Source organism: Rhizobium sp. BK008, from assembly GCF_014197345.1.
GTDB lineage: Bacteria > Pseudomonadota > Alphaproteobacteria > Rhizobiales > Rhizobiaceae > Rhizobium > Rhizobium anhuiense.
In genome coordinates, this window is the sequence record NZ_JACIFK010000001.1 from 1,336,921 (window position 1) to 1,356,236 (window position 19,316).

General features: G+C 62.3%; 21 protein-coding genes and 2 riboswitches. Of the genes, 10 read left to right on the forward strand and 11 right to left on the reverse strand.

Annotated elements, in window-relative coordinates:
- Window positions 1-79 precede the first annotated feature (79 nt).
- Window positions 80-703 (reverse strand): TetR/AcrR family transcriptional regulator, encoded by a 624-nt coding sequence (locus FHT69_RS06445; RefSeq protein WP_047609945.1) that lies wholly within the window; start codon window positions 701-703, stop codon window positions 80-82.
- 48 nt (window positions 704-751) lie between these two features.
- Here FHT69_RS06445 and FHT69_RS06450 point away from each other — a divergent pair, with 48 nt between their 5' ends.
- A complete protein-coding gene (locus FHT69_RS06450) occupies window positions 752-1,765 on the forward strand; it encodes an SDR family NAD(P)-dependent oxidoreductase (protein WP_210304184.1) in 1,014 nt (337 codons plus the stop codon).
- A 143-nt stretch (window positions 1,766-1,908) separates the two neighbouring features.
- Here FHT69_RS06450 and FHT69_RS06455 read toward each other — a convergent pair whose 3' ends face one another.
- From FHT69_RS06455 to gcvT, 4 genes are all read right to left on the reverse strand, one after another.
- On the reverse strand, window positions 1,909-2,154 hold the full coding sequence (locus FHT69_RS06455) for a DUF982 domain-containing protein (protein WP_047609943.1): 246 nt from the start codon (window positions 2,152-2,154) through the stop codon (window positions 1,909-1,911).
- Between the two features lie 131 nt (window positions 2,155-2,285).
- Window positions 2,286-5,150, reverse strand: a complete 2,865-nt coding sequence (gcvP, locus tag FHT69_RS06460) for an aminomethyl-transferring glycine dehydrogenase (RefSeq protein ID WP_063475244.1) — start codon at window positions 5,148-5,150, stop codon at window positions 2,286-2,288.
- On the reverse strand, window positions 5,150-5,512 hold the full coding sequence (gene gcvH, locus FHT69_RS06465) for a glycine cleavage system protein GcvH (protein ID WP_047609939.1): 363 nt from the start codon (window positions 5,510-5,512) through the stop codon (window positions 5,150-5,152). The genes gcvP and gcvH overlap by 1 nt, the downstream gene beginning before the upstream one ends.
- A gap of 23 nt (window positions 5,513-5,535) precedes the next feature.
- The gene (gene gcvT / locus FHT69_RS06470) at window positions 5,536-6,672 is read right to left on the reverse strand and encodes a glycine cleavage system aminomethyltransferase GcvT (RefSeq protein WP_063475245.1); all 1,137 of its coding nucleotides are present in this window, start codon (window positions 6,670-6,672) and stop codon (window positions 5,536-5,538) included.
- Between the two features lie 76 nt (window positions 6,673-6,748).
- Window positions 6,749-6,830, reverse strand: a riboswitch (glycine riboswitch).
- Window positions 6,831-6,833: 3 nt separating this feature from the next.
- Window positions 6,834-6,922: riboswitch (glycine riboswitch) on the reverse strand.
- 158 nt (window positions 6,923-7,080) lie between these two features.
- Here gcvT and FHT69_RS06475 point away from each other — a divergent pair.
- Window positions 7,081-7,461: a hypothetical protein gene (locus tag FHT69_RS06475; protein ID WP_063475246.1), complete on the forward strand. Its 381-nt coding sequence runs from the start codon at window positions 7,081-7,083 to the stop codon at window positions 7,459-7,461.
- Between the two features lie 72 nt (window positions 7,462-7,533).
- Entirely contained in the window at window positions 7,534-8,559 is a 1,026-nt protein-coding gene (locus tag FHT69_RS06480) for a copper chaperone PCu(A)C (RefSeq protein WP_063475247.1), read from the forward strand.
- A gap of 78 nt (window positions 8,560-8,637) precedes the next feature.
- Here the strand turns inward: FHT69_RS06480 and FHT69_RS06485 are convergent, their stop codons facing one another.
- Window positions 8,638-8,904: a hypothetical protein gene (locus FHT69_RS06485; protein ID WP_063475248.1), complete on the reverse strand. Its 267-nt coding sequence runs from the start codon at window positions 8,902-8,904 to the stop codon at window positions 8,638-8,640.
- Window positions 8,905-9,025: 121 nt separating this feature from the next.
- Here FHT69_RS06485 and crcB point away from each other — a divergent pair, with 121 nt between their 5' ends.
- The 7 genes from crcB to FHT69_RS06520 all read left to right on the forward strand — a co-directional run bounded on the left by crcB (window position 9,026) and on the right by FHT69_RS06520 (window position 14,572).
- Complete coding sequence (gene crcB / locus FHT69_RS06490; protein WP_047609929.1) at window positions 9,026-9,403, forward strand: fluoride efflux transporter CrcB; 378 nt, start codon at window positions 9,026-9,028, stop codon at window positions 9,401-9,403.
- A gap of 94 nt (window positions 9,404-9,497) precedes the next feature.
- Window positions 9,498-10,490 (forward strand): RluA family pseudouridine synthase, encoded by a 993-nt coding sequence (locus tag FHT69_RS06495; protein WP_063475249.1) that lies wholly within the window; start codon window positions 9,498-9,500, stop codon window positions 10,488-10,490.
- Window positions 10,487-11,140, forward strand: coding sequence for an HAD-IA family hydrolase (locus tag FHT69_RS06500; RefSeq protein WP_047609921.1), 654 nt, complete (start codon window positions 10,487-10,489; stop codon window positions 11,138-11,140). Before FHT69_RS06495 ends, FHT69_RS06500 begins: the two co-directional genes overlap by 4 nt.
- A 9-nt stretch (window positions 11,141-11,149) precedes the next feature.
- Window positions 11,150-11,935, forward strand: a complete 786-nt coding sequence (locus FHT69_RS06505; protein ID WP_047609920.1) for an ATP12 family chaperone protein — start codon at window positions 11,150-11,152, stop codon at window positions 11,933-11,935.
- 67 nt (window positions 11,936-12,002) lie between these two features.
- Entirely contained in the window at window positions 12,003-12,461 is a 459-nt protein-coding gene (locus tag FHT69_RS06510; RefSeq protein WP_047613903.1) for a hypothetical protein, read from the forward strand.
- Window positions 12,462-12,508: 47 nt separating this feature from the next.
- Window positions 12,509-14,041: an acyl-CoA carboxylase subunit beta gene (locus tag FHT69_RS06515; RefSeq protein ID WP_063475250.1), complete on the forward strand. Its 1,533-nt coding sequence runs from the start codon at window positions 12,509-12,511 to the stop codon at window positions 14,039-14,041.
- 138 nt (window positions 14,042-14,179) lie between these two features.
- Entirely contained in the window at window positions 14,180-14,572 is a 393-nt protein-coding gene (locus FHT69_RS06520) for a DoxX family protein (RefSeq protein ID WP_047609914.1), read from the forward strand.
- A 42-nt stretch (window positions 14,573-14,614) separates the two neighbouring features.
- Here the strand turns inward: FHT69_RS06520 and FHT69_RS06525 are convergent, their stop codons facing one another.
- From FHT69_RS06525 to FHT69_RS06545, 5 genes are all read right to left on the reverse strand, one after another.
- Window positions 14,615-14,929 (reverse strand): DMT family transporter, encoded by a 315-nt coding sequence (locus FHT69_RS06525; protein WP_063475251.1) that lies wholly within the window; start codon window positions 14,927-14,929, stop codon window positions 14,615-14,617.
- A 176-nt stretch (window positions 14,930-15,105) separates the two neighbouring features.
- The gene (locus FHT69_RS06530; RefSeq protein WP_063475252.1) at window positions 15,106-15,573 is read right to left on the reverse strand and encodes a YaiI/YqxD family protein; all 468 of its coding nucleotides are present in this window, start codon (window positions 15,571-15,573) and stop codon (window positions 15,106-15,108) included.
- A 10-nt stretch (window positions 15,574-15,583) separates the two neighbouring features.
- Entirely contained in the window at window positions 15,584-16,057 is a 474-nt protein-coding gene (locus FHT69_RS06535; RefSeq protein WP_063475253.1) for a GNAT family N-acetyltransferase, read from the reverse strand.
- The gene (locus FHT69_RS06540) at window positions 16,057-17,184 is read right to left on the reverse strand and encodes an S-(hydroxymethyl)glutathione dehydrogenase/class III alcohol dehydrogenase (RefSeq protein WP_183905114.1); all 1,128 of its coding nucleotides are present in this window, start codon (window positions 17,182-17,184) and stop codon (window positions 16,057-16,059) included. The genes FHT69_RS06535 and FHT69_RS06540 overlap by 1 nt, the downstream gene beginning before the upstream one ends.
- A gap of 114 nt (window positions 17,185-17,298) precedes the next feature.
- Complete coding sequence (locus tag FHT69_RS06545; RefSeq protein WP_183845435.1) at window positions 17,299-19,308, reverse strand: acetyl/propionyl/methylcrotonyl-CoA carboxylase subunit alpha; 2,010 nt, start codon at window positions 19,306-19,308, stop codon at window positions 17,299-17,301.
- Between the last annotated feature and the right edge of the window lie 8 nt (window positions 19,309-19,316).

Here is a 19,316-nt window from a genome sequence, read left to right on the forward strand (position 1 = left end):
TTGATCCTTGTGCATCAGAAGCATCCAGCCGCTCCCAACCTATGGGAGGGGCCTTTAACCACTGCGACTTGGCTCCCTCTCAGCGACTGGCTCTCATCCCCGCAATCAGAATATCGATGAGTTGTCTTGCCGCCTCCCGCCAGGCGGGGCCGCAGCTGATGCTTGCGCCGCCCGCCAGCGCGCGCAGGATATCGAGCGGGTCCATCGCCAGGCGGATTTCGCCGGTGGCGACTGCGCGATCCACCAGCAGATTGACGGCGCCTATGATCAAGTCGGCCGAATCGGCATAGAGCTCGGAGGTGCCGCCGACCAAAGAATCCAGCACCTCCGACATGCCGTGTTTCGTTACGACATAATCGACGAACTGCACCAGCCACAGACGAAGCGCTTCGACAGGCGGATGTGTCTCGGCAAGGCTTTTGGCGGCAGCGGCAAGCTGCGTCGTCTCGTTGCGGTAGATGGCGGCAACCAATGCATCGCGCGTCGGGAAATGGCGATAAAGTGTGCCGATGCCGACGCCGGCGATGCGGGCAATTTCTTCCAGGCTGGCGCTGGAACCCTTGTCGGCAAAGACGGTCTTTGCCGTTTCCATCAGCAGAAGGCGGTTGCGTTCGGCATCCGCACGCGGCTTTCGGACGGTGGGTCCGTCACTTTTTTCAGCCATTTCCAAGAAGTCCCCTTGATAAACGGAGGCGCCCTCCATATTTATCTGGAGGCATCCTCCTTTTATTTCATTTGAGGCCGGCGGACAATGGTCCTCCAGCCCGGAGCGGTGCGCCATGATCAAGGAGATAATCATGAGTGGACTTTTTGGGCGACATCGACCACCGATGAGGTGCTCGCCGGCGTCGATCTCAAGGGCAAGCGTGTTCTGGTGACGGGTGTTTCGGCCGGTCTCGGCGTGGAAACCGCACGTGTCCTGGCAGCCCATGGAGCGCAGGTGGTGGGTACGGCCCGTGACCTTGCAAAGGCAAGGGCGGCAACGGAAGTCGTGCGCGCCGGTGCAGCCAATGGCGGCAGTCTTGACATCGTCGAGCTCGATCTTGCTTCTCTGGCAAGCGTGCGGGCCTGCGCCGATGCGCTCATCGCGGATGGCCGCCCCTTCGACGTCGTCATTGCCAATGCCGGCGTGATGGCTGCTCCCTTCGGCCGCACCGCCGATGGTTTCGAAACGCAGTTCGGCACCAATCATCTCGGTCATTTTGTGCTGGTCAATCGCATCGCATCGCTCGTCAAATCGGGCGGCCGTGTGGTGATCGTCGCGTCCTCGGCCCATCGCATGGCTCCTTTCAGCCTCGACGACCTCAATTTCGAGAGCAAGACCTATGAGCCCTGGGCGGCCTATGCCCAGTCGAAAACCGCAAATATCCTGTTCGCGGTGGAGCTCGACCGGCGCCTCGAGAAGCGTGGTATCCGTGCGACGGCACTGCATCCCGGCGGCATTCAGACCGAGCTCGACCGTCATGTCGGCGCCGGCGCGATCGAAGGCATGATGGCTGAGATCAACGCAGCACTTGCCGCCGAGGGCAAACCGCCCTTCCAGCGGAAGACGATCCCGCAAGGTGCCGCGACCTCAGTCTGGGCAGGTTTCGTCGCTCCGGCAGACGCGGTCGGCGGCAGATATTGCGAAAATTGCCACGTCTCCGAAGTAACGGATGCGGAAATCAGCCCGATTTCCGAAGGCGTGCGCAGCTACGCGCTCGATCCCGCGACGGCCAAGGCATTGTGGGCCAAGAGCGAGGACATGGTCGGCGAGCGCTTCTAAGCGGCAAACCGCACATTTTGGTACTGACGGAGAGCAGGGGAACCGGGAACGGGTGCCCCTGCCGAGGTATTGAAGCTGGATCGGCTGCAAACCGGTCCGCTTCTCTTACGTTGAACCTACGCGGGGCGTCGTGTCTCCGCCGTTCAGGTCTTGATATCGAGGCCAGCTTCGACCGCGGCGGCGATGAATGCTTTGCGTGCGTCCTCGCCGGTGCGCTTGCCCTTGATGACGTCGGCGCAGATCAGCAGCGCCTGGTCGAGTGCGGCACCGTCCTCGGTCGGCCAATCCTCGATCATCGCCCAGGAGGCGGCCTGGGTGGTATCGATGCTCGTGTATTTGCCGGACTCTTCGAGGGCGACGAGCACAGGTTTCGACCATGGCGCCTGCATTCTTGCTTCGCTTTGATCCTGGGGCATGGAATGACCTTCCTTCGCACATTTCTATCAGAATGAGGAAAGCCCCTCCCATGATGGAAGGGGCTTGGATTGCTCGGCTTTCGCTACGGCGTCAGGTGTGACCGTTATTCGGCTGCCTCTGCGTAGCTTTCCACCGGCGGGCAGGTGCAGATCAGGTTGCGGTCGCCATAGACGTTGTCGACGCGGTTGACCGGGGACCAATATTTGTCGACGCGGAAGGCGCCGGGCGGGAAGCAGGCCTGTTCCCGGCTGTAGGGACGGTCCCATTCGCCGACGAGGTCTTCGACCGTGTGCGGGGCGTTCTTCAGCGGGTTGTTGGTCTTGTCCATGCGGCCATCCTCGATGGCGCGGGCTTCCTCGCGGATCGCCAGCATCGCCTCGCAGAAACGGTCGAGCTCGGCCTTGGTCTCGCTTTCCGTCGGCTCGATCATCAGCGTGCCGGCGACCGGCCAGCTCATGGTCGGCGCGTGGAAGCCGCAGTCGATCAGGCGCTTGGCGACATCGTCGACGGTGACGCCTGAGCTATCGACCAGCGGGCGTGTGTCGATGATGCATTCATGCGCGACCCGGCCGGTCTTCGACTTGTAGAGCACGTCATAGGCGCCCTTCAGCCGGGTGGCGATATAGTTGGCGTTGAGGATCGCCACCTTGGTCGCCTGGGTCAGGCCTTCGCCGCCCATCATCAGGCAATAGCTCCAGGAGATCGGCAGGATCGAGGCGGAGCCGAAGGCGGCGGCCGAGACCGCGCCCGAGCGGCCGTCGGTTTCGGGATGGCCGGGCAGGTAGGGGGCCAGATGCGCCTTGACTCCGATCGGGCCCATGCCGGGTCCGCCGCCGCCATGCGGAATGCAGAAGGTCTTGTGCAGGTTCAGGTGGCTGACGTCGGAGCCGATGTCACCGGGGCGGGACAGGCCGACCATGGCGTTCATGTTGGCGCCGTCGAGATAGACCTGGCCGCCATGCTCATGCACCAGATCGCAGATTTCCCTGACGGTTTCCTCGAAGACGCCGTGCGTCGAGGGATAGGTGATCATGCAGCAGGAGAGATTTGCCGCATGCTGCTCAGCCTTGGCGCGGAAATCGTCGAGATCGATATCGCCATTCTCGCGCACCTTGACGACGACCACCTTCATGCCGACCATCTGGGCCGAGGCCGGGTTGGTGCCATGCGCCGAGGTCGGGATCAGGCAGACGTCACGATGGCCGTCGCCATTGGCGATATGATAGTTGCGGATCGTCAGCAGGCCGGCATATTCGCCCTGCGCGCCGGAATTCGGCTGCATCGAGAAGGCGTCGTAGCCGGTGACGGCGCAGAGCTTTTCGATCAGGTCGTCGATCATCTCGCGGTAACCGAGCGCCTGGTCGGCCGGCACAAAAGGATGGATATCGGAAAATTCCGGCCAGGTGATCGGCAGCATTTCCGCCGTCGCATTGAGCTTCATCGTGCAGGAGCCGAGCGGGATCATCGAGCGGTCGAGCGCCAGATCCCGGTCGGAGAGCCGGCGGATGTAACGCGTCATCTCGCTTTCGGCGCGGTTCATGTGGAAGATCGGATGGGTGAGGTAGTCGCTGGTCCGAAGCAGGCCCTTCGGCAAGCGGTAGGAAGGCTCGAAATCGGCGATAGTGAAATTGCCGCCGAAGGCGCGCCACACGGCTTCGAGCGTGGCAGGGCGGGTGCGCTCGTCGAGGCTCATGCCGATCCGGGTTTCGCCGACCTTGCGCAGATTGACGCCTTCGGCAACGGCGGCGCGCAGGATGAGGCCCTGCATATGGCCGACGTCGACGGTGATCGTGTCGAAGAAGGTGTCGGGTTCCACCTTATAGCCGAGCTTTTCCAGGCCCTTGGCCATCAGCACGGCTTTCTGGTGCACCTGCTGGGCGATCGCCTTGATGCCCTTCGGGCCGTGGAAGACGGCATACATCGAGGCCATGACGGCGAGCAGCACCTGGGCGGTGCAGATATTCGACGTCGCCTTCTCGCGGCGGATATGCTGCTCGCGGGTCTGCAGCGACAGGCGATAGGCACGATTGCCGCGGGCATCGACGGAGACGCCGACGAGACGGCCGGGCATGGAGCGCTTGATGGCATCCTTGACCGACATATAGGCTGCATGCGGGCCGCCGTAGCCGACCGGGACGCCGAAGCGCTGCGAGGAACCGATGGCGATATCGGCGCCCATTTCGCCGGGCGACTTCAGCAGCGTCAGCGCCAGGATATCGGCGGCGACGATAGCGATGGCGCCGGTCTGGTGCAGGCGGGCGATCAGGCCGGTAAAATCATGCACGTGACCATGCGTGCCGGGATACTGGAAGATCGCCCCGAAGACATCGACGGGGTCGAGATCGGTGAAGGGATTGCCGACGATGACGCTCCAGCCGAGCGGCTCGGCGCGGGTGCGGATGAGGGCGATGGTCTGCGGATGGCAGTCTGCATCGACGAAGAAGGCTTTTGCCTTCGACTTGGCGACGCGCTCGGCGATCGCCATGCCTTCGGCGGCGGCGGTCGCCTCGTCGAGCAGCGAGGCGTTGGCGACGTCGAGGCCGGTCAAGTCGCAGATCATCGTCTGGTAGTTGAGCAGCGCTTCCAGGCGGCCCTGGCTGATCTCCGGCTGGTAAGGCGTATAGGCCGTATACCAGGCCGGGTTTTCCAGGATGTTGCGCTGGATGACGGGCGGCGTGATCGTACCGTAGTAACCCTGGCCGATCAGCGAGACCAGCACCTTGTTCTTGTTGGCGGTCTCGCGCAACTTGTCGAGCGCCTCACGCTCGGTCATCGGCGCGCCCCAGACGAGCGGCGCCTTCTGGCGGATCGAGGGCGGCAGTGTCGCGTCGATCAGGCCGTCGAGGCTGTTATAGCCGATCACCTTCAGCATGTCGGTCATCTCAGCCGGCGAGGGGCCGATATGGCGGCGATTGGCGAAATCGTAGGGCTGATAGTCGGTAAACTGGAATTCCGTCGGCGTCGTCATTACGCAGTGAGCTCCTTGTAGGCCGCCTCATCGAGCAGGCCATCGGCGTCCGCAGGATTTGCAAGCTTCAGCTTGAAGAACCAGCCGGCTCCCTGAGGATCGGAATTGACCAGCGACGGATCGGCAACGATGGCCGGATTGACCTCGGTGATCTCACCATCAAGCGGACAATAGACGTCGGAAGCAGCCTTGACGGATTCAACGGTCGCGGCATTGCCGTTCTTGGAGAAGGTCGCGCCGACTTCCGGCAGTTCGACGAAAACCAGGTCGCCGAGCTGATCGACGGCATAGTTGGTGATGCCGACCGTCGCAACGCCGCCTTCGATCTTCAGCCATTCGTGTTCTTCGGTAAATTTCAGCATTGTTCGTCCTCTCTGGAAAAGGTTTAGCGTTTGTAGGTCGGTGTGACGAAGGGCAGGGCGCTGACGGTGATCGGCAGATATTTGCCGCGCACCTCGGCGTAGACGAGTGTGCCCGCCGCAGCATGAGAGATCGGCACGTAGCCCATGGCGACGGGGCCCTCGACGCTGGGGCCGAAGCCGCCCGAGGTGACTTCGCCGATTTCGACCTTGCCCTCGGCATCGGCATAGAGCTTGGCATGGCCGCGCACCGGGGCCTTGCCTTCCGGCTTCAGGCCGACGCGGCGCCGCGCGGCGCCGTTTTCGAGTTCGGAAAGGATGCGGCCGGAGCCGGGGAAGCCGCCGGCGCGTGCACCACCGCCGCGCCTTGCCTTCTGCATGGCCCATTCCAGCGCCGCCTCGACCGGTGAGGTGGTCGTGTCGATATCATTGCCGTAGAGGCAGAGGCCGGCTTCCAGCCGCAGCGAATCGCGGGCACCAAGCCCGATTGCCTGGACGTCGGGATGTTCGAGCAACCGCATGGTGACATCCTCGGCCTTGTCTGATGGGATCGAGATTTCAAAGCCGTCCTCGCCGCTATAGCCGGAGCGCGAGACAAGACAGGAAACGTCGTGCAGGCGGCAGTGGCGCACATCCATGAATTTCATCGCCGCGACGTCGGCCCAGAGCTCGGCGAGAACCTCGACGGCACGCGGTCCCTGCAGCGCGATCAGAGCACGATTGAGAAGGGTGATATCGCATTGGTCGCCGATATGGGTCTGCAGATGGGCGAGGTCGGCTTCCTTGCACGACGCGTTGACGACGACGAAAAGATGATCGTCGAGATGGGTGATCATCAGGTCGTCGAGAATGCAGCCGGTGTCGTCGGTGAAGAAGCCATAGCGCTGACGGCCTTCGGCAAGGCCCAGTATGTCAACCGGTACCAGGCTTTCGAGCGCCAGCGCGGCATCTTCGTAGCTGCCCGATTTCGCCTTCACGATCACCTGGCCCATATGGGAGACGTCGAAGAGGCCGGCTTCGGTGCGGGTATGAAGATGTTCCTTCATGACACCTGCAGGATATTGCACCGGCATGTCATAGCCAGCGAACGGCACCATGCGGGCGCCGAGCGAAAGATGCAGGGCATGCAGCGGGGTTTTCTTCAGGGCAGCAGTATCGTCCAAAAGACGCCTCCGGGGTTTGCGCCTTCTCAGGAAGGCGCGGGCTCAAATCTGAAGGCGCGGTTGCGCACTTCTCTCCTGAGCCCCCTCTGTCCTGAGTGCCTGAGATTGTTATCCCTTCGGCGAGCGTTTCGAGAACGCTTCTCTCCAGAGTTCCGTCTGCCCCTTGCTGGTCCTTTTGCCTGAGAGTTTCCGGGGCGGTTGCTCCTTCGGCACCGGTGGCGAAAGCACCGGATTCTCCCAACAAGGTTGGCGCAATTATCCGGCGGGTGCAGCGCTTGGCAAGGGGCAAATGTCGTGACCGGGCAAATTTTTGTCGTCTTATTCCAACCAAGCCCTAATCTGCGGCAAATCTGCTTTTGCATTCGGCGGGGAAACCGGCTATCGCGACATGCTGTTGAAGGGGATCTCATGCGGCAGACCGGACTGAAAGCGACGCTCTTCCTGCGCATGCTTTGCGCATTGAGCTTGGTTTTGCTCGGCCTTGCCCATCAGGCGCCGCAGGCTGCCGCCGCCGAGGGCTACGATGCCGCGGCCTATGTGCTGCCCGACGGCACCTTCGCTTCGCTCTGCGTCACCATAAAGGACGCCGACGGCAAGACCCTTACCTTCAAACCGAATTGTGAAGCTTGCCGGCTGTCGGCCTCGGTCATCCTGCCGACGCCGGATGCGGGCTCCTGGCTCGAGCGCAAGCTCGGCTCGCTGATCAACGCGCCGGTCGAAATCTCTGTCGTTGTCGGCGCAGGCGCCGTCAGCCGGGCGAATTCCCGCGCGCCCCCCATCCTCGCCTGATCTGTTATCGTAACCATGATCAGTAATGCCGGCCCACTTGAGAGAAGTCCGCGGCCGGCGAGGAGATATCCGATGAAAACTTTCAAAAAAATTGGCAAGACATTCGGGCTTGCCGCCATTCTTTCCGCCACCGCTTTTGCCGGCGCCGAGGCGCATGTGACCTTCCTCGACAAGCAGGCAAAGCAGGACAGCACCATTCTCGCCACATTGCAGCTGCCGCACGGCTGCGACGGCAAGGCGACCACGGAAGTGCGGGTCAAGCTGCCGGAAGGTTTCGTCTTCGCCAAGCCGCAGCCGAAGGCCGGCTGGGAGGTCGAGGTGATCAAGGGCGATTATCAGAAGACCTACGACAATCACGGCGACAAGGTGAAATCAGGCGCGATCGAGATCCGCTGGAAGAACGGCAATCTCTCCGACGATTTCTATGACACCTTCGTGATCCAAGGTAAGGTTTCGGGCGTCGAAGCCGGCACCTCGCTCGCCTTTCCGGTGACGCAGATGTGTGGCGATACCGTCGCGGCCTGGGATCAGGTGGCGAAGGAGGGCGACGACGCGCATGGGCTGAAAAGCCCGGCGCCGCTCCTGAAGGTCGTCGCCGGCGAAGGTCACGGCCACGATCATGACGACATGGCCGGCATGGACATGACCGGTAAAACCAGCATGGACATGTCCGGTATGGCGGGCTTGGGTGCTGCGGCGCCCGCCGGCGAAACGGTCAAGGCCGGCGATCTCGAAATCTCCGGCGGCTTCGCCAAGGCGATGCTGCCCGGCCAGCCGGTCGGCGGCGGTTTCTTTACGGTGAAGAACAACGGCCAGACGGATGATCGACTGGTGTCGGTGAGCTCGCCTGCATCAGGCGAGGTTCAGATCCACGAGATGGAGACCAAGGACAATGTCATGCGGATGCGCCAGCTGAAGGACGGCATCGCCATCGCTGCCGGCGAGACGGTCAAGCTCGAGCCCGGCAACCTGCATCTGATGTTCCAGAAGGTGAAGACGCCGTTCAAGCAGGGCGACACGGTGCCGGTGACGCTGACCTTCGAAAAGGCCGGCAAGGTCGATCTGGTGTTGCAGGTATTGTCGGCCCAGGGCAAGTAAGGACCACGATTGTGAAGACAGAAAAGCCCGCGGTTGCGATTGCAGCCGCGGGCTTTTCGTTCGGGGAAGGCGGATGCCTCAGAAATCTTCGTAGGATCGCAGCGCCTGTTTCAGGCCTGCCTGCGGTTGGCGATTGCCTTTGGCCATCAGGTCGAGCGCCACCTCCGTCGACTGGATGATGCTGGAAGGCTCGTCGACCTCGTCGGTGCTATCGGCCTTCAACTGCCGGTCGGCAAGGCGCCGTGCATCGCGCGCCGCCGTGCTCGTCGCGACACGCTGCGGGATGCGCAGCGATTCGAAGGCAACGGCGGCGGTGTTGGCCGATATCGACAGCAACTGGGTCATGCCATCACCGTATCGGCATGATCTTGGCGCCATCATAAGAAAATCATTGGCATTTTACAAAATGGTAAGAATTCATAGGGGTTCGGTTAGAATCACTTTCGCAACGCGGTAAATCCGGCTCATGATCCAGGCTCTTCTCGTCGCCGTCGGCGGCGCCATCGGTTCCCTCCTCAGATATTATGTCGGCCAGTGGGCGCTGAGACTCATGGGGCCAGGCTTTCCCTGGGGCACGCTCGCCGTCAATGTCGTCGGCTGCTTCGTCATCGGCGTCTTCGCCGAGCTGATCGCGCGGAAGTTCAACGCCTCGGTGGAACTGCGCCTGTTGCTGATCACCGGCTTCCTTGGCGGCTTCACCACCTTCTCCGCTTTCTCGCTGGATGCGATCTCATTGTTCGAGCGTGGCGAGGCCGTGGCCGGCGGCATCTATATCGTTGCGAGCGTCGGGCTTTCGATGGCAGCCGTCATCGCGGGTCTTGCCGTCATGCGCGCTTTGGCCTGATTTCTTTTCCGGTTTCCGTTTTGCGTGAAAATGCTCTAAAGGCTGCGGCAAGAACGCCGGCTCGGCCCGCGCAGCAATTTCCGAAAGATTTTTCATGGCTGGCATAGAACATATCAAGGTTGAACCCGACGAAGCCGGCATGCGGCTCGATCGCTGGTTCAAGGTGCACTTTCCAGGGCTCGGCTTCGGCCCGCTGCAGAAGCTCCTGCGCTCCGGCCAGGTGCGCGTCGATGGCGGGCGTGTCAAATCGGATGCACGCGTGCAGCCCGGCCAGACGGTGCGCGTGCCGCCGCTCGATGTCGATGCGAAGCTGAAATCCGGACCGATCGCCGGCAAGGATCTCAAGCATTCGACCGATTTCGAACTGCTGTCGCGCATGGTGCTGCACGAGGACGACAAGGTGATCGTGCTCAACAAGCCGCCCGGTCTTGCTGTGCAGGGCGGCTCCGGCGTTGCCAGGCACATCGACCAGATGCTCGAAGCCTGGACCAGCCCAAAGGGCGAGAAGCCGCGGCTCGTTCATCGCCTCGACCGCGACACGTCAGGGGTTCTCGTCATCGCCCGTACGCGTGGCGCCGCGCAGAAGCTGACGGCCGCCTTCCGCGAGCGCGACACCAAGAAGACCTATTGGTCGCTGGTCAAGGGCGTGCCGCGCAAGCATGAGGACAAGATCTCGACCTGGCTGGTCAAGGAGCCGACTGCCGACGGCGACCGCATGCGGATCGCCAAACACGGCGAAGACGGGGCGGACCATGCCGTCTCCTTCTACCGTGTGCTCGAAACCGCCGCCCAGAACCTCGCCTGGCTGGAGATGGAGCCCTATACCGGCCGGACCCATCAGTTGCGCGTCCATGCCCTGCATATCGGCCACCCGATCATCGGCGATCCGAAATATTTCGACGACGATCCGAATTGGGATTTTCCGGGCGGCGTCCAGAAGAAGCTGCATCTGCACGCGCGTCACATCGACATTCCGCACCCGTCCGGCGGGCGGCTGCGCGTCAGCGCGCCGCTGCCGCCGCACATGGTCCAGACCTGGAACCTTCTCGGCTTCGATCTCTCCAGTGCCGAAAGGGACGACGAATGAAACTGGCGCTTTTCGATTGTGATGGCACGCTGGTCGATAGCGCCGGTCTGATCCACGAAACCATGCGCCGGACCTTCGATAAGTTCGGCAAACCGGAACCGCGATTTGACGACACCAAGGCGATCATCGGCCTGTCCCTCGATATTGCGATCGCCCGTATGCAGGGCAGGCCGCATGTGGAACAGGAAGACATCGACATGACGGCGCATTACAAATCGCTGTTCTCGATCGTGCGTCAGGATCTTGATTACAAGGAGCCGCTGTTTCCCGGCATTCGCGAGATGATCGATGCGATCAGCGGACGGGACGACCTGCTGATCGGCGCGGTGACCGGCAAATCCAGGCGCGGGCTGAAGCTGGTGATGGAGACGCATGGCTTCGATGAGCATTTCATCGTCGCACGGACCGCTGACGATTGCCCCTCCAAGCCGCATCCGGCCATGGTGACGGAATGCTGCGATGAAACCGGCATGAATGCTGCCGACACCATTGTCATCGGCGATGCCGTTTACGATATGCAGATGGCAAAGGCTGCCGGCGCCAAGGCGATCGGTGTTGCCTGGGGCTATGCCAGCGTGGATGAGCTGATCGCCAACGGCGCTGATGCCATCGCCTACCATCCGAACGAGATATTGCGTCATTTTTCCTGAGGTGAGCCCATGCGCGATCTGCTGAACGACCTTTCCGAAGGCCTGAGCCATCCCGATCCCATCCGCCGCGCGCAGATCCAGATGAAGAAGCCGCTGCCGAAGCGTTTCTATACCGACGTCTCCGTTGCCGAGCACGAGGGCGGTTTTGCGATCACGCTCGACGGCAAGATGGTGCGCACGCCGGCGCGGCAGGTTCTGGCCGTTCCGACAGAGGTGCTGGCGCGGCTTGTCGCGGCCGAATGGCAGGCGCAGGGCGAGGAAATCAATCCGGTGAGCATGCCGGTGACACGGCTCGTCAACACCGCGCTCGACGGCGTTACCGCCAATGCGCAGGCGATTTTCGAGGATATCCTGCGTTTTTCCTCCAGCGACCTGCTCTGCTATCGCGCCGATGGGCCGGAATTGCTGGTCGAACGGCAGGCGGAGCGCTGGGACCCCGTCATCGACTGGGCGGCAAACGATCTCGGCGCTCGCTTCATCCTTGTCGAAGGGGTGATGCCGCAGGAGCAGCCGCGCGAGGCGACCGCCGCCTTCGCCGTCACGCTCGCCAGATATGACAGCGCGATGGCGCTTGCAGCACTCCACACGGTCACCACGCTCACAGGTTCGGCGATCCTGGCGCTCGCCTTCGCCGAGGGCCGGGTGACGATGGAGGAGGCCTGGTCGCTTGCCCATCTCGACGAGGACTGGACGATCGAGCATTGGGGCAGCGACGAGGAAGCTGAGGAGCGGCGGGCCAAGCGCTTTGCCGAGTTCAAGGCGGCGACGGATGTTTTTTTCGCCCTAAGCGCCTGAAACATATTGCCTTCCCAGGCATTATGGCGAAATCTGCGACTCCAACGGGGTGGTGCGGGATTTTGCAATGAATTGGCTGAGGTCGTGTTTTTGCCGGGCCGCACTCGTCTGTATCGCGCTCACGGCCTGCGTCAGTCTCTCGGGCACGAAGCCGGAGACGCCGGTCTATGATGTGCGCAGCGCCGTCGTTCTCTCCGGCCCGAACATGCCGGCCGAGCTGCTTTCCGGCATCAACGACCGCGTCAACGCCGCGATCAACGCCACGGTGCGCAACACGGTGCTGCCGCGGGTGGTGCTGACGATCCGGGTGGTGTCCGTCGAAAAGGGCCTCGGCTTTCAGAAGGACCGCAACGTCGCCAAGATCAGCATCGACGCCGCCTCGGTCGAGGACGGCTCGGTCATCGCCGTCAGCGCCTTCGACGTGACCAGCATCGCTGCCGATCCCAAGCTTGCCGACGAGATCCTGGCCGAGGACGTTGCAGCAAGGATACGCTCGGTTTTCTCGCTCAGCGGCCGCAGCCGCTAGGACAAATCTACCGCCGGATTGCCGCCCGCAGCGGCGAGGGAGATCGCATGAAGGAAATTCTCGAAGAGCTGGAACGGCGCCGCGACATCGCCCGTCTCGGCGGTGGCAAAGCCCGCATCGACGCCCAGCACAAGCGTGGCAAACTGACGGCGCGCGAGCGCATCGACCTTTTCCTCGACGAGGGCTCCTTCGAGGAGTTCGACATGTTCGTCGAACATCGCTCCACCGATTTCGGCATGGACAAGAGCCGTGTTGCCGGCGACGGCGTCGTCACCGGCTGGGGGACGGTCAACGGCCGCACGGTGTTCGTCTTCGCCAAGGACTTCACCGTCTTCGGCGGTTCGCTGTCGGAAGCGCATGCCGAGAAGATCATGAAGGTACAGGACATGGCGCTGAAGAACCGCGCGCCGATCGTCGGCATCTATGATGCGGGCGGCGCCCGTATCCAGGAGGGCGTGGCGGCCCTCGGCGGTTATGCCGAGGTGTTCCAGCGCAATGTGCTGGCTTCCGGCGTCATCCCGCAGATCTCCGTCATCATGGGGCCTTGCGCCGGCGGCGACGTCTATTCGCCTGCGATGACCGATTTCATCTTCATGGTGCGCGATACCTCCTACATGTTCGTCACCGGTCCGGATGTGGTGAAAACCGTGACCAACGAGACAGTGACAGCCGAAGAACTCGGCGGCGCCGTCGTCCATACGGTGCGCTCGTCGATTGCCGACGGCGCCTATGACAATGATGTCGAAACGCTGTTGCAGGTGCGCCGGCTGATCGATTTCCTGCCGCTGTCGAATACCGCGCCGCTGCCGGAGATCGAATGTTACCAGTCGGTGACAGAAGTCGACGCCTCTCTCGACACGCTGGTGCCGGCGAGCGCCAACAAGCCTTACGATATCAAGGAACTGATTCGGAAGGTGGCGGACGAGGGGGATTTCTTCGAGATCCAGGCGAGTTTTGCCGGCAACATCGTCTGCGGTTTCGGGCGCGTCGAAGGCTCCACCGTCGGCTTCGTCGCCAACCAGCCGATGGTGCTGGCCGGGGTGCTCGACAGCGACGCCTCGCGCAAGGCGGCCCGTTTCGTGCGCTTCTGCGACTGCTTCAATATTCCGATCGTCACGTTTGTCGACGTGCCGGGCTTCCTGCCGGGCACGGCGCAGGAATATGGCGGCCTCATCAAGCACGGCGCCAAGCTGCTCTTCGCTTACGCCGAGGCAACGGTGCCGAAGCTCACCGTCATCACCCGCAAAGCCTTCGGGGGTGCCTATGACGTGATGGCGTCGAAGCATCTGCGCGGCGACCTGAACTATGCCTGGCCAACGGCGCAGATCGCCGTGATGGGCGCCAAGGGCGCGGTCGAGATCATTTTCCGCAAGGATATCGCCGATCCCGAGAAGATCGCCGCACATACGAAAATGTACGAGGATCGGTTCCTCTCGCCCTTCGTCGCCGCCGAGCGCGGTTATGTCGACGAGGTGATCATGCCGCATTCGACCCGCAGGCGGCTGGCGCGCGGCCTTAAGATGCTGCGCAACAAGGATCTCGCCAATCCGTGGAAGAAACACGACAACATTCCGCTTTAACGTTTCCGCCGAATAAAGCTGCGCGATCGGGTGTTTACCCGCTGTCGAAAATGTGAACGGCCGTCAGTGATCCGTGTGTTCAATCGCTGACGAGGACGGGCTAACGCTCGGCTGTAATTGTTTTAATGGAGAGGTTTAATGTCAAGTTTCGAGCGTCTTTCTGCCTATCGCCCCTACGGGCTGGCCGCTCTCAGAATCATCACCGCACTGCTGTTCATCGAACACGGCACGATGAAGCTTTTCGGCTTCCCGGCGTCGCAGATGTCCGGCTCGCTGCCGCCGCTGATGCTTTTCGCGGCTCTTCTCGAGCTTATCGGCGGTATCCTCATTCTCATTGGCCTGCTGACGCGCCCTGTCGCTTTCCTGCTCGCCGGCGAAATGGCGGTCGCCTATTTCATGGCGCATGCGCCGAGCAGCTTCTTCCCGGCCGTCAATCAGGGCGACGCCGCGATCCTGTTCTGCTTCGTCTTCCTCTACCTGTTCTTCTCCGGTCCCGGCGCTCTTGCCGTCGACAACCGCAAGACAGTCTGAACCATAGCTGAGGGACGTCGCCGACGCCCCTCAGCCTCAATTTCAGGCAGTGAGCTTGAGGCCGGCGATACCGCCGACGATCAGCATGATGCAGGCAAGACGGGAGACAATTGCCTCATCGCCAAGCAGCCAGATGCCAAGCAGTACGGTGCCAACCGTGCCGATGCCGGTCCAGACCGCGTAGGCGGTGCCGATCGGCAGGTGCTTTACCGCCAGGCCGAGCAGCACGATGCTGATCACCATGGATATGACGGTCAGCGTCGTCGGCAGCGGCCGCGTGAAACCCTCGGTATATTTAAGACCGATCGCCCAGCCACATTCGAAAAGGCCGGCGAGAAAAAGCAGAAACCAAGCCATACGACTCTCCTTGTTCAAGAGCGAGGCCGTCCCCGCGACGGTTGCATCCCGAGGGATGCCGCAGTCGTCTGCGATGGGGCGTATATGCGTGAGGAGACGGCTTACTTCAAGGTAGGAATCGGCATGGCTGCCATGCCGCCCGTGTTGCTGACTTGTTTTGCTGGTTTGGGATGCGATCAGCCTTGGCCGCCAACTTGCGCGGAAAGGCTCTTGGCGCGGCGGCAGAGGCGGTCGAAGGTTTCGAGGAAGCGTGACCGGTCTTTCGGGCTGAAGGCGGCGTTATAGCCCTTGCTCTCGCCGGTTTCACGCAAATGCGCGCCGAGATCGCGCATGGCGCTTGCCATGCCGATATTGGTTTCGTCGAAGACGCGCCCGGTCGGGCCGCTGACGAAGGCGCCGGTCGCGACACAGCGCACGGCGAGCGGTACATCGGCAGTGACGACGACATCGCCCGCACCGGCGCGTTCGGCGATCCAGTTGTCGGCGGCGTCGAAGGCATTGGAGACGATGACGTTGTGGATCATCGGATCGCGCGAAGGGCGCAGGCCGGAATTGGCGACGAAGGTCACTTCGAGGCCGTGACGTTCGGCGACCTTGAGGATTTCCGGTTTCACCGGGCAGGCATCGGCGTCGACATAGATCATGGCTATATCCTCATGCCGGCTGAATGGCCGGCTGTCTGATCATATCGATATGGGGAATGCCGTCTTCCAGATATTCCTGCGATATCCCGACAAAGCCGAAGGATTCGTAGAAACGGCGCAGATGGGCCTGCGCCGACAAGGCGATCGGATTTGCCGGATAAAGCCGCTCACAGGCGGTGATCGCTTCGCGCATCAATGCATCGCCCAGCCGCTTGCCGCGATGGGCAGGCGAGACGACGACGCGGCCGATCTTTGATGGATCCCGCGGCTCATACGGTTTCAGGATTCGCGCCGCGCCCAGGAGCTCAGCGTCCTCCAGAAGGCGCAAATGCAGAGCATCGATATCCTTGCCGTCGAGTTCCGGATACGGGCAGTTCTGCTCGACGACAAAAACATCGACGCGCATTCTCATGAGCTCGAAGAGCTCCCGCGCGGGGAGCTCTTCGAGCTTCTTGAGATCGACCCTGTAGTTGGCTGCAGTCATCAGTACACGACCACGCCGCGGATGGACTTGCCCGTATGCATCAGCTCGAAGCCCTTGTTGATGTCTTCGAGCGGCATGGTGTGGGTGATCATCGGATCGATCTGGATCTTGCCCTGCATGTACCAGTCGACGATCTTCGGCACGTCGGTGCGCCCGCGGGCGCCGCCGAAGGCGGTGCCCATCCAGTTGCGGCCGGTGACCAGCTGGAACGGCCGGGTGGAGATCTCCTGGCCGGCGCCGGCCACGCCGATGATGATGGACTTGCCCCAGCCGCGATGGCTGGCTTCCAGCGCCTGGCGCATCACCTTGGTGTTGCCGGTGCAGTCGAAAGTGTAGTCGGCGCCGCCGATCAGGTCGCCGTTGCGTTTGGTCAGGTTGACCAGATAGGGCACGATGTCGTCACCGACCTCCTTCGGATTGACGAAGTGGGTCATGCCGAACTTTTCGCCCCATTCCTTGCGATCACTGTTGATATCGACACCGATGATCATGTCGGCGCCGGCAAGCTTCAGGCCCTGCAGCACGTTGAGACCGATGCCGCCGAGACCGAAGACGATCGCCGTCGAACCGATCTCCACCTTGGCGGTGTTGATGACCGCGCCGATGCCGGTGGTGACGCCGCAGCCGATGTAGCAGATCTTGTCGAAGGGGGCGTCGGGATTGACCTTGGCAAGGGCGATCTCCGGCAACACGGTGAAGTTCGAAAAGGTCGAGCAGCCCATATAGTGGTGGATCTTGTCCTTGCCGATCGAGAAGCGGCTGGTGCCATCCGGCATCAGCCCCTGGCCCTGGGTCGCGCGGATCGAGGTGCAGAGATTGGTCTTGCGGGACAGGCAGGAATAGCACTCGCGGCATTCAGGCGTGTAGAGCGGAATGACGTGATCGCCCTTCGTCACCGAGGTGACGCCCGGGCCGACATCGACGACGATGCCGGCGCCCTCATGGCCGAGGATGGCCGGAAACAGGCCTTCCGGATCGGCGCCCGACAGGGTGAAATCATCGGTGTGGCAAATGCCCGTCGCCTTGACCTCGACCAGCACTTCGCTGGCCCGCGGCCCTTCCAGCTGCACGGTCATCACTTCGAGCGGTTTTCCGGCCTGAACGGCAACGGCGGCGCGAACGTCCATCTTCATATCTCCCTGCTGATTTTGTTGCTTCCCAGCTGATTTATCGGGCTCGCGCTTGGCATGGTCGACGAACTCGGCTCAAGCAAAAACACCCGGCCGCCCGGTCTTTCCCTTTCAGGCGAATTCCATGATCACGGCATCGACGGCCAGGCTTTCGCCGGCTGCAGCATTGATCTTGGAGACGACGAGATCGCGGTCGGCGCGCAGCACGTTTTCCATCTTCATCGCCTCGACGATCGCAAGCGTCTCACCGGCCTTGACCTCCTGGCCCTCGGCAACGGCGATGGCGATGACGAGGCCGGGCATCGGGCAGAGCAGGAGCTTGGAGGTATCGGGCGGCAGCTTCACCGGCATCAGCCTGTCGAGTTCGGCATGACGTGGCGAAAACACCTTGGCCCTCACCGAAAGCCCCTGCCAGTCGATGCGCAACCCGTTGAGAACGGGACGGACCTGCGCGATGATGTCGCGACCGCTGACCTTGCCGCTCCACACAGGGTCTCCCGGTCTCCAGTCGGTGACAACACTCCGGCTCTCGTCCTCGATCGCCATGTCCATATCGAAAGGGATGGTGACGAGACCGTCGAGCAATCTTGCGGCGACGTGGTTGTCGCCGATTTTGACCACCCAGTGCTCGCGCAGCGCGCCCGATGCGGCGCGCAGGCGATCGGCGAAACGTTCGCGGCGGTTCGCCTCGATCAGCGATGCGGACAGCGCGATGGCGGCAAGCACGGCCTCCTCCTGCGGCTCCGGTTTCATCGGCGCGAAACCATCGGGATACTCCTCGGCGATGAAGCCTGTGGAAAGCCGGCCCTCGCGCCAGCGCGGATGTTTCATCAGCGCCGCCAGGAACGGAACATTATGTTCGATGCCGTCGACGACGAAGCCGTCGAGCGCCCGGCCCATGGCCTCGATCGCCTCGAGCCGCGTCGGCGCCCAGGTGCAGAGCTTGGCGATCATCGGATCGTAATACATCGAGATCTCCGCACCCTCGAAGACGCCGGTATCGTTGCGGATGACGGCATTGCCGGTCCTGCCTTCCGCCGGCGGGCGGTAGCGCGTCAGGCGGCCGATCGAGGGCAGGAAATTGCGGTAGGGATCTTCGGCATAGAGCCGGCTCTCGATCGCCCAGCCGTCGAGCCTGACATCTCCTTGAGCAAAGGGAAGGGGCTCGCCCGCTGCGACGCGGATCATCTGCTCGACGAGATCGATGCCGGTGACGAACTCGGTCACCGGGTGCTCGACCTGCAGCCGGGTGTTCATTTCCAGGAAATAGAAATTGCGGTCGCGGTCGACGATGAACTCGACGGTGCCGGCGCTCTGGTAGTCGACGGCTTTCGCCAAGGCCACCGATTGTTCACCCATCGCCTTGCGGGTTTTTTCGTCGAGGAAAGGCGAGGGCGCCTCTTCCGCGACCTTCTGGTTGCGCCGCTGGATCGAGCATTCGCGTTCGCCGAGGTAGACGACGTTGCCATGTGCATCGGCCAGGACCTGGATCTCGATATGGCGCGGCTCAACGACGAATTTCTCGATGAAGACACGGTCGTCGCCGAATGAGCTCTTCGCCTCCGAGCGGGCGCGCTCGAAGCCGTCGCGCACCTCCGCCTCGTTCCAGGCAATACGCATGCCCTTGCCGCCGCCGCCAGCCGAAGCCTTGATCATGACGGGATAGCCGATCCCGGCTGATATCACTTCCGCATGGGCGGCATCCTCGATGATGCCGAGATGGCCGGGCACGGTGGAGACTCCGGCGGCGTTGGCGAATTTCTTCGATTCGATCTTGTCGCCCATCGCCATGATCGCCTTCGGCTTCGGGCCGATGAAGACGATTCCCTGCTTTTCCAACTCGGCGCAGAAGGAGGCGCGTTCGGAGAGGAAGCCGTAGCCCGGATGCACCGCCTCGGCGCCAGTCGCCTTGCAGGCAGCGATGATCTTTTCGGCAACCAGATAACTTTCCGACGCGGCGGCCGGGCCGATATGCACGGCCTCGTCGGCCATCTCGACATGCAGCGCGTCCCGATCCGCATCCGAATAGACCGCGACGGTTTGAATGCCCATGCGGCGCGCAGTCTTGATCACGCGGCAGGCGATTTCGCCGCGATTCGCGATCAGGATTTTCTTGAACATCGAGACTC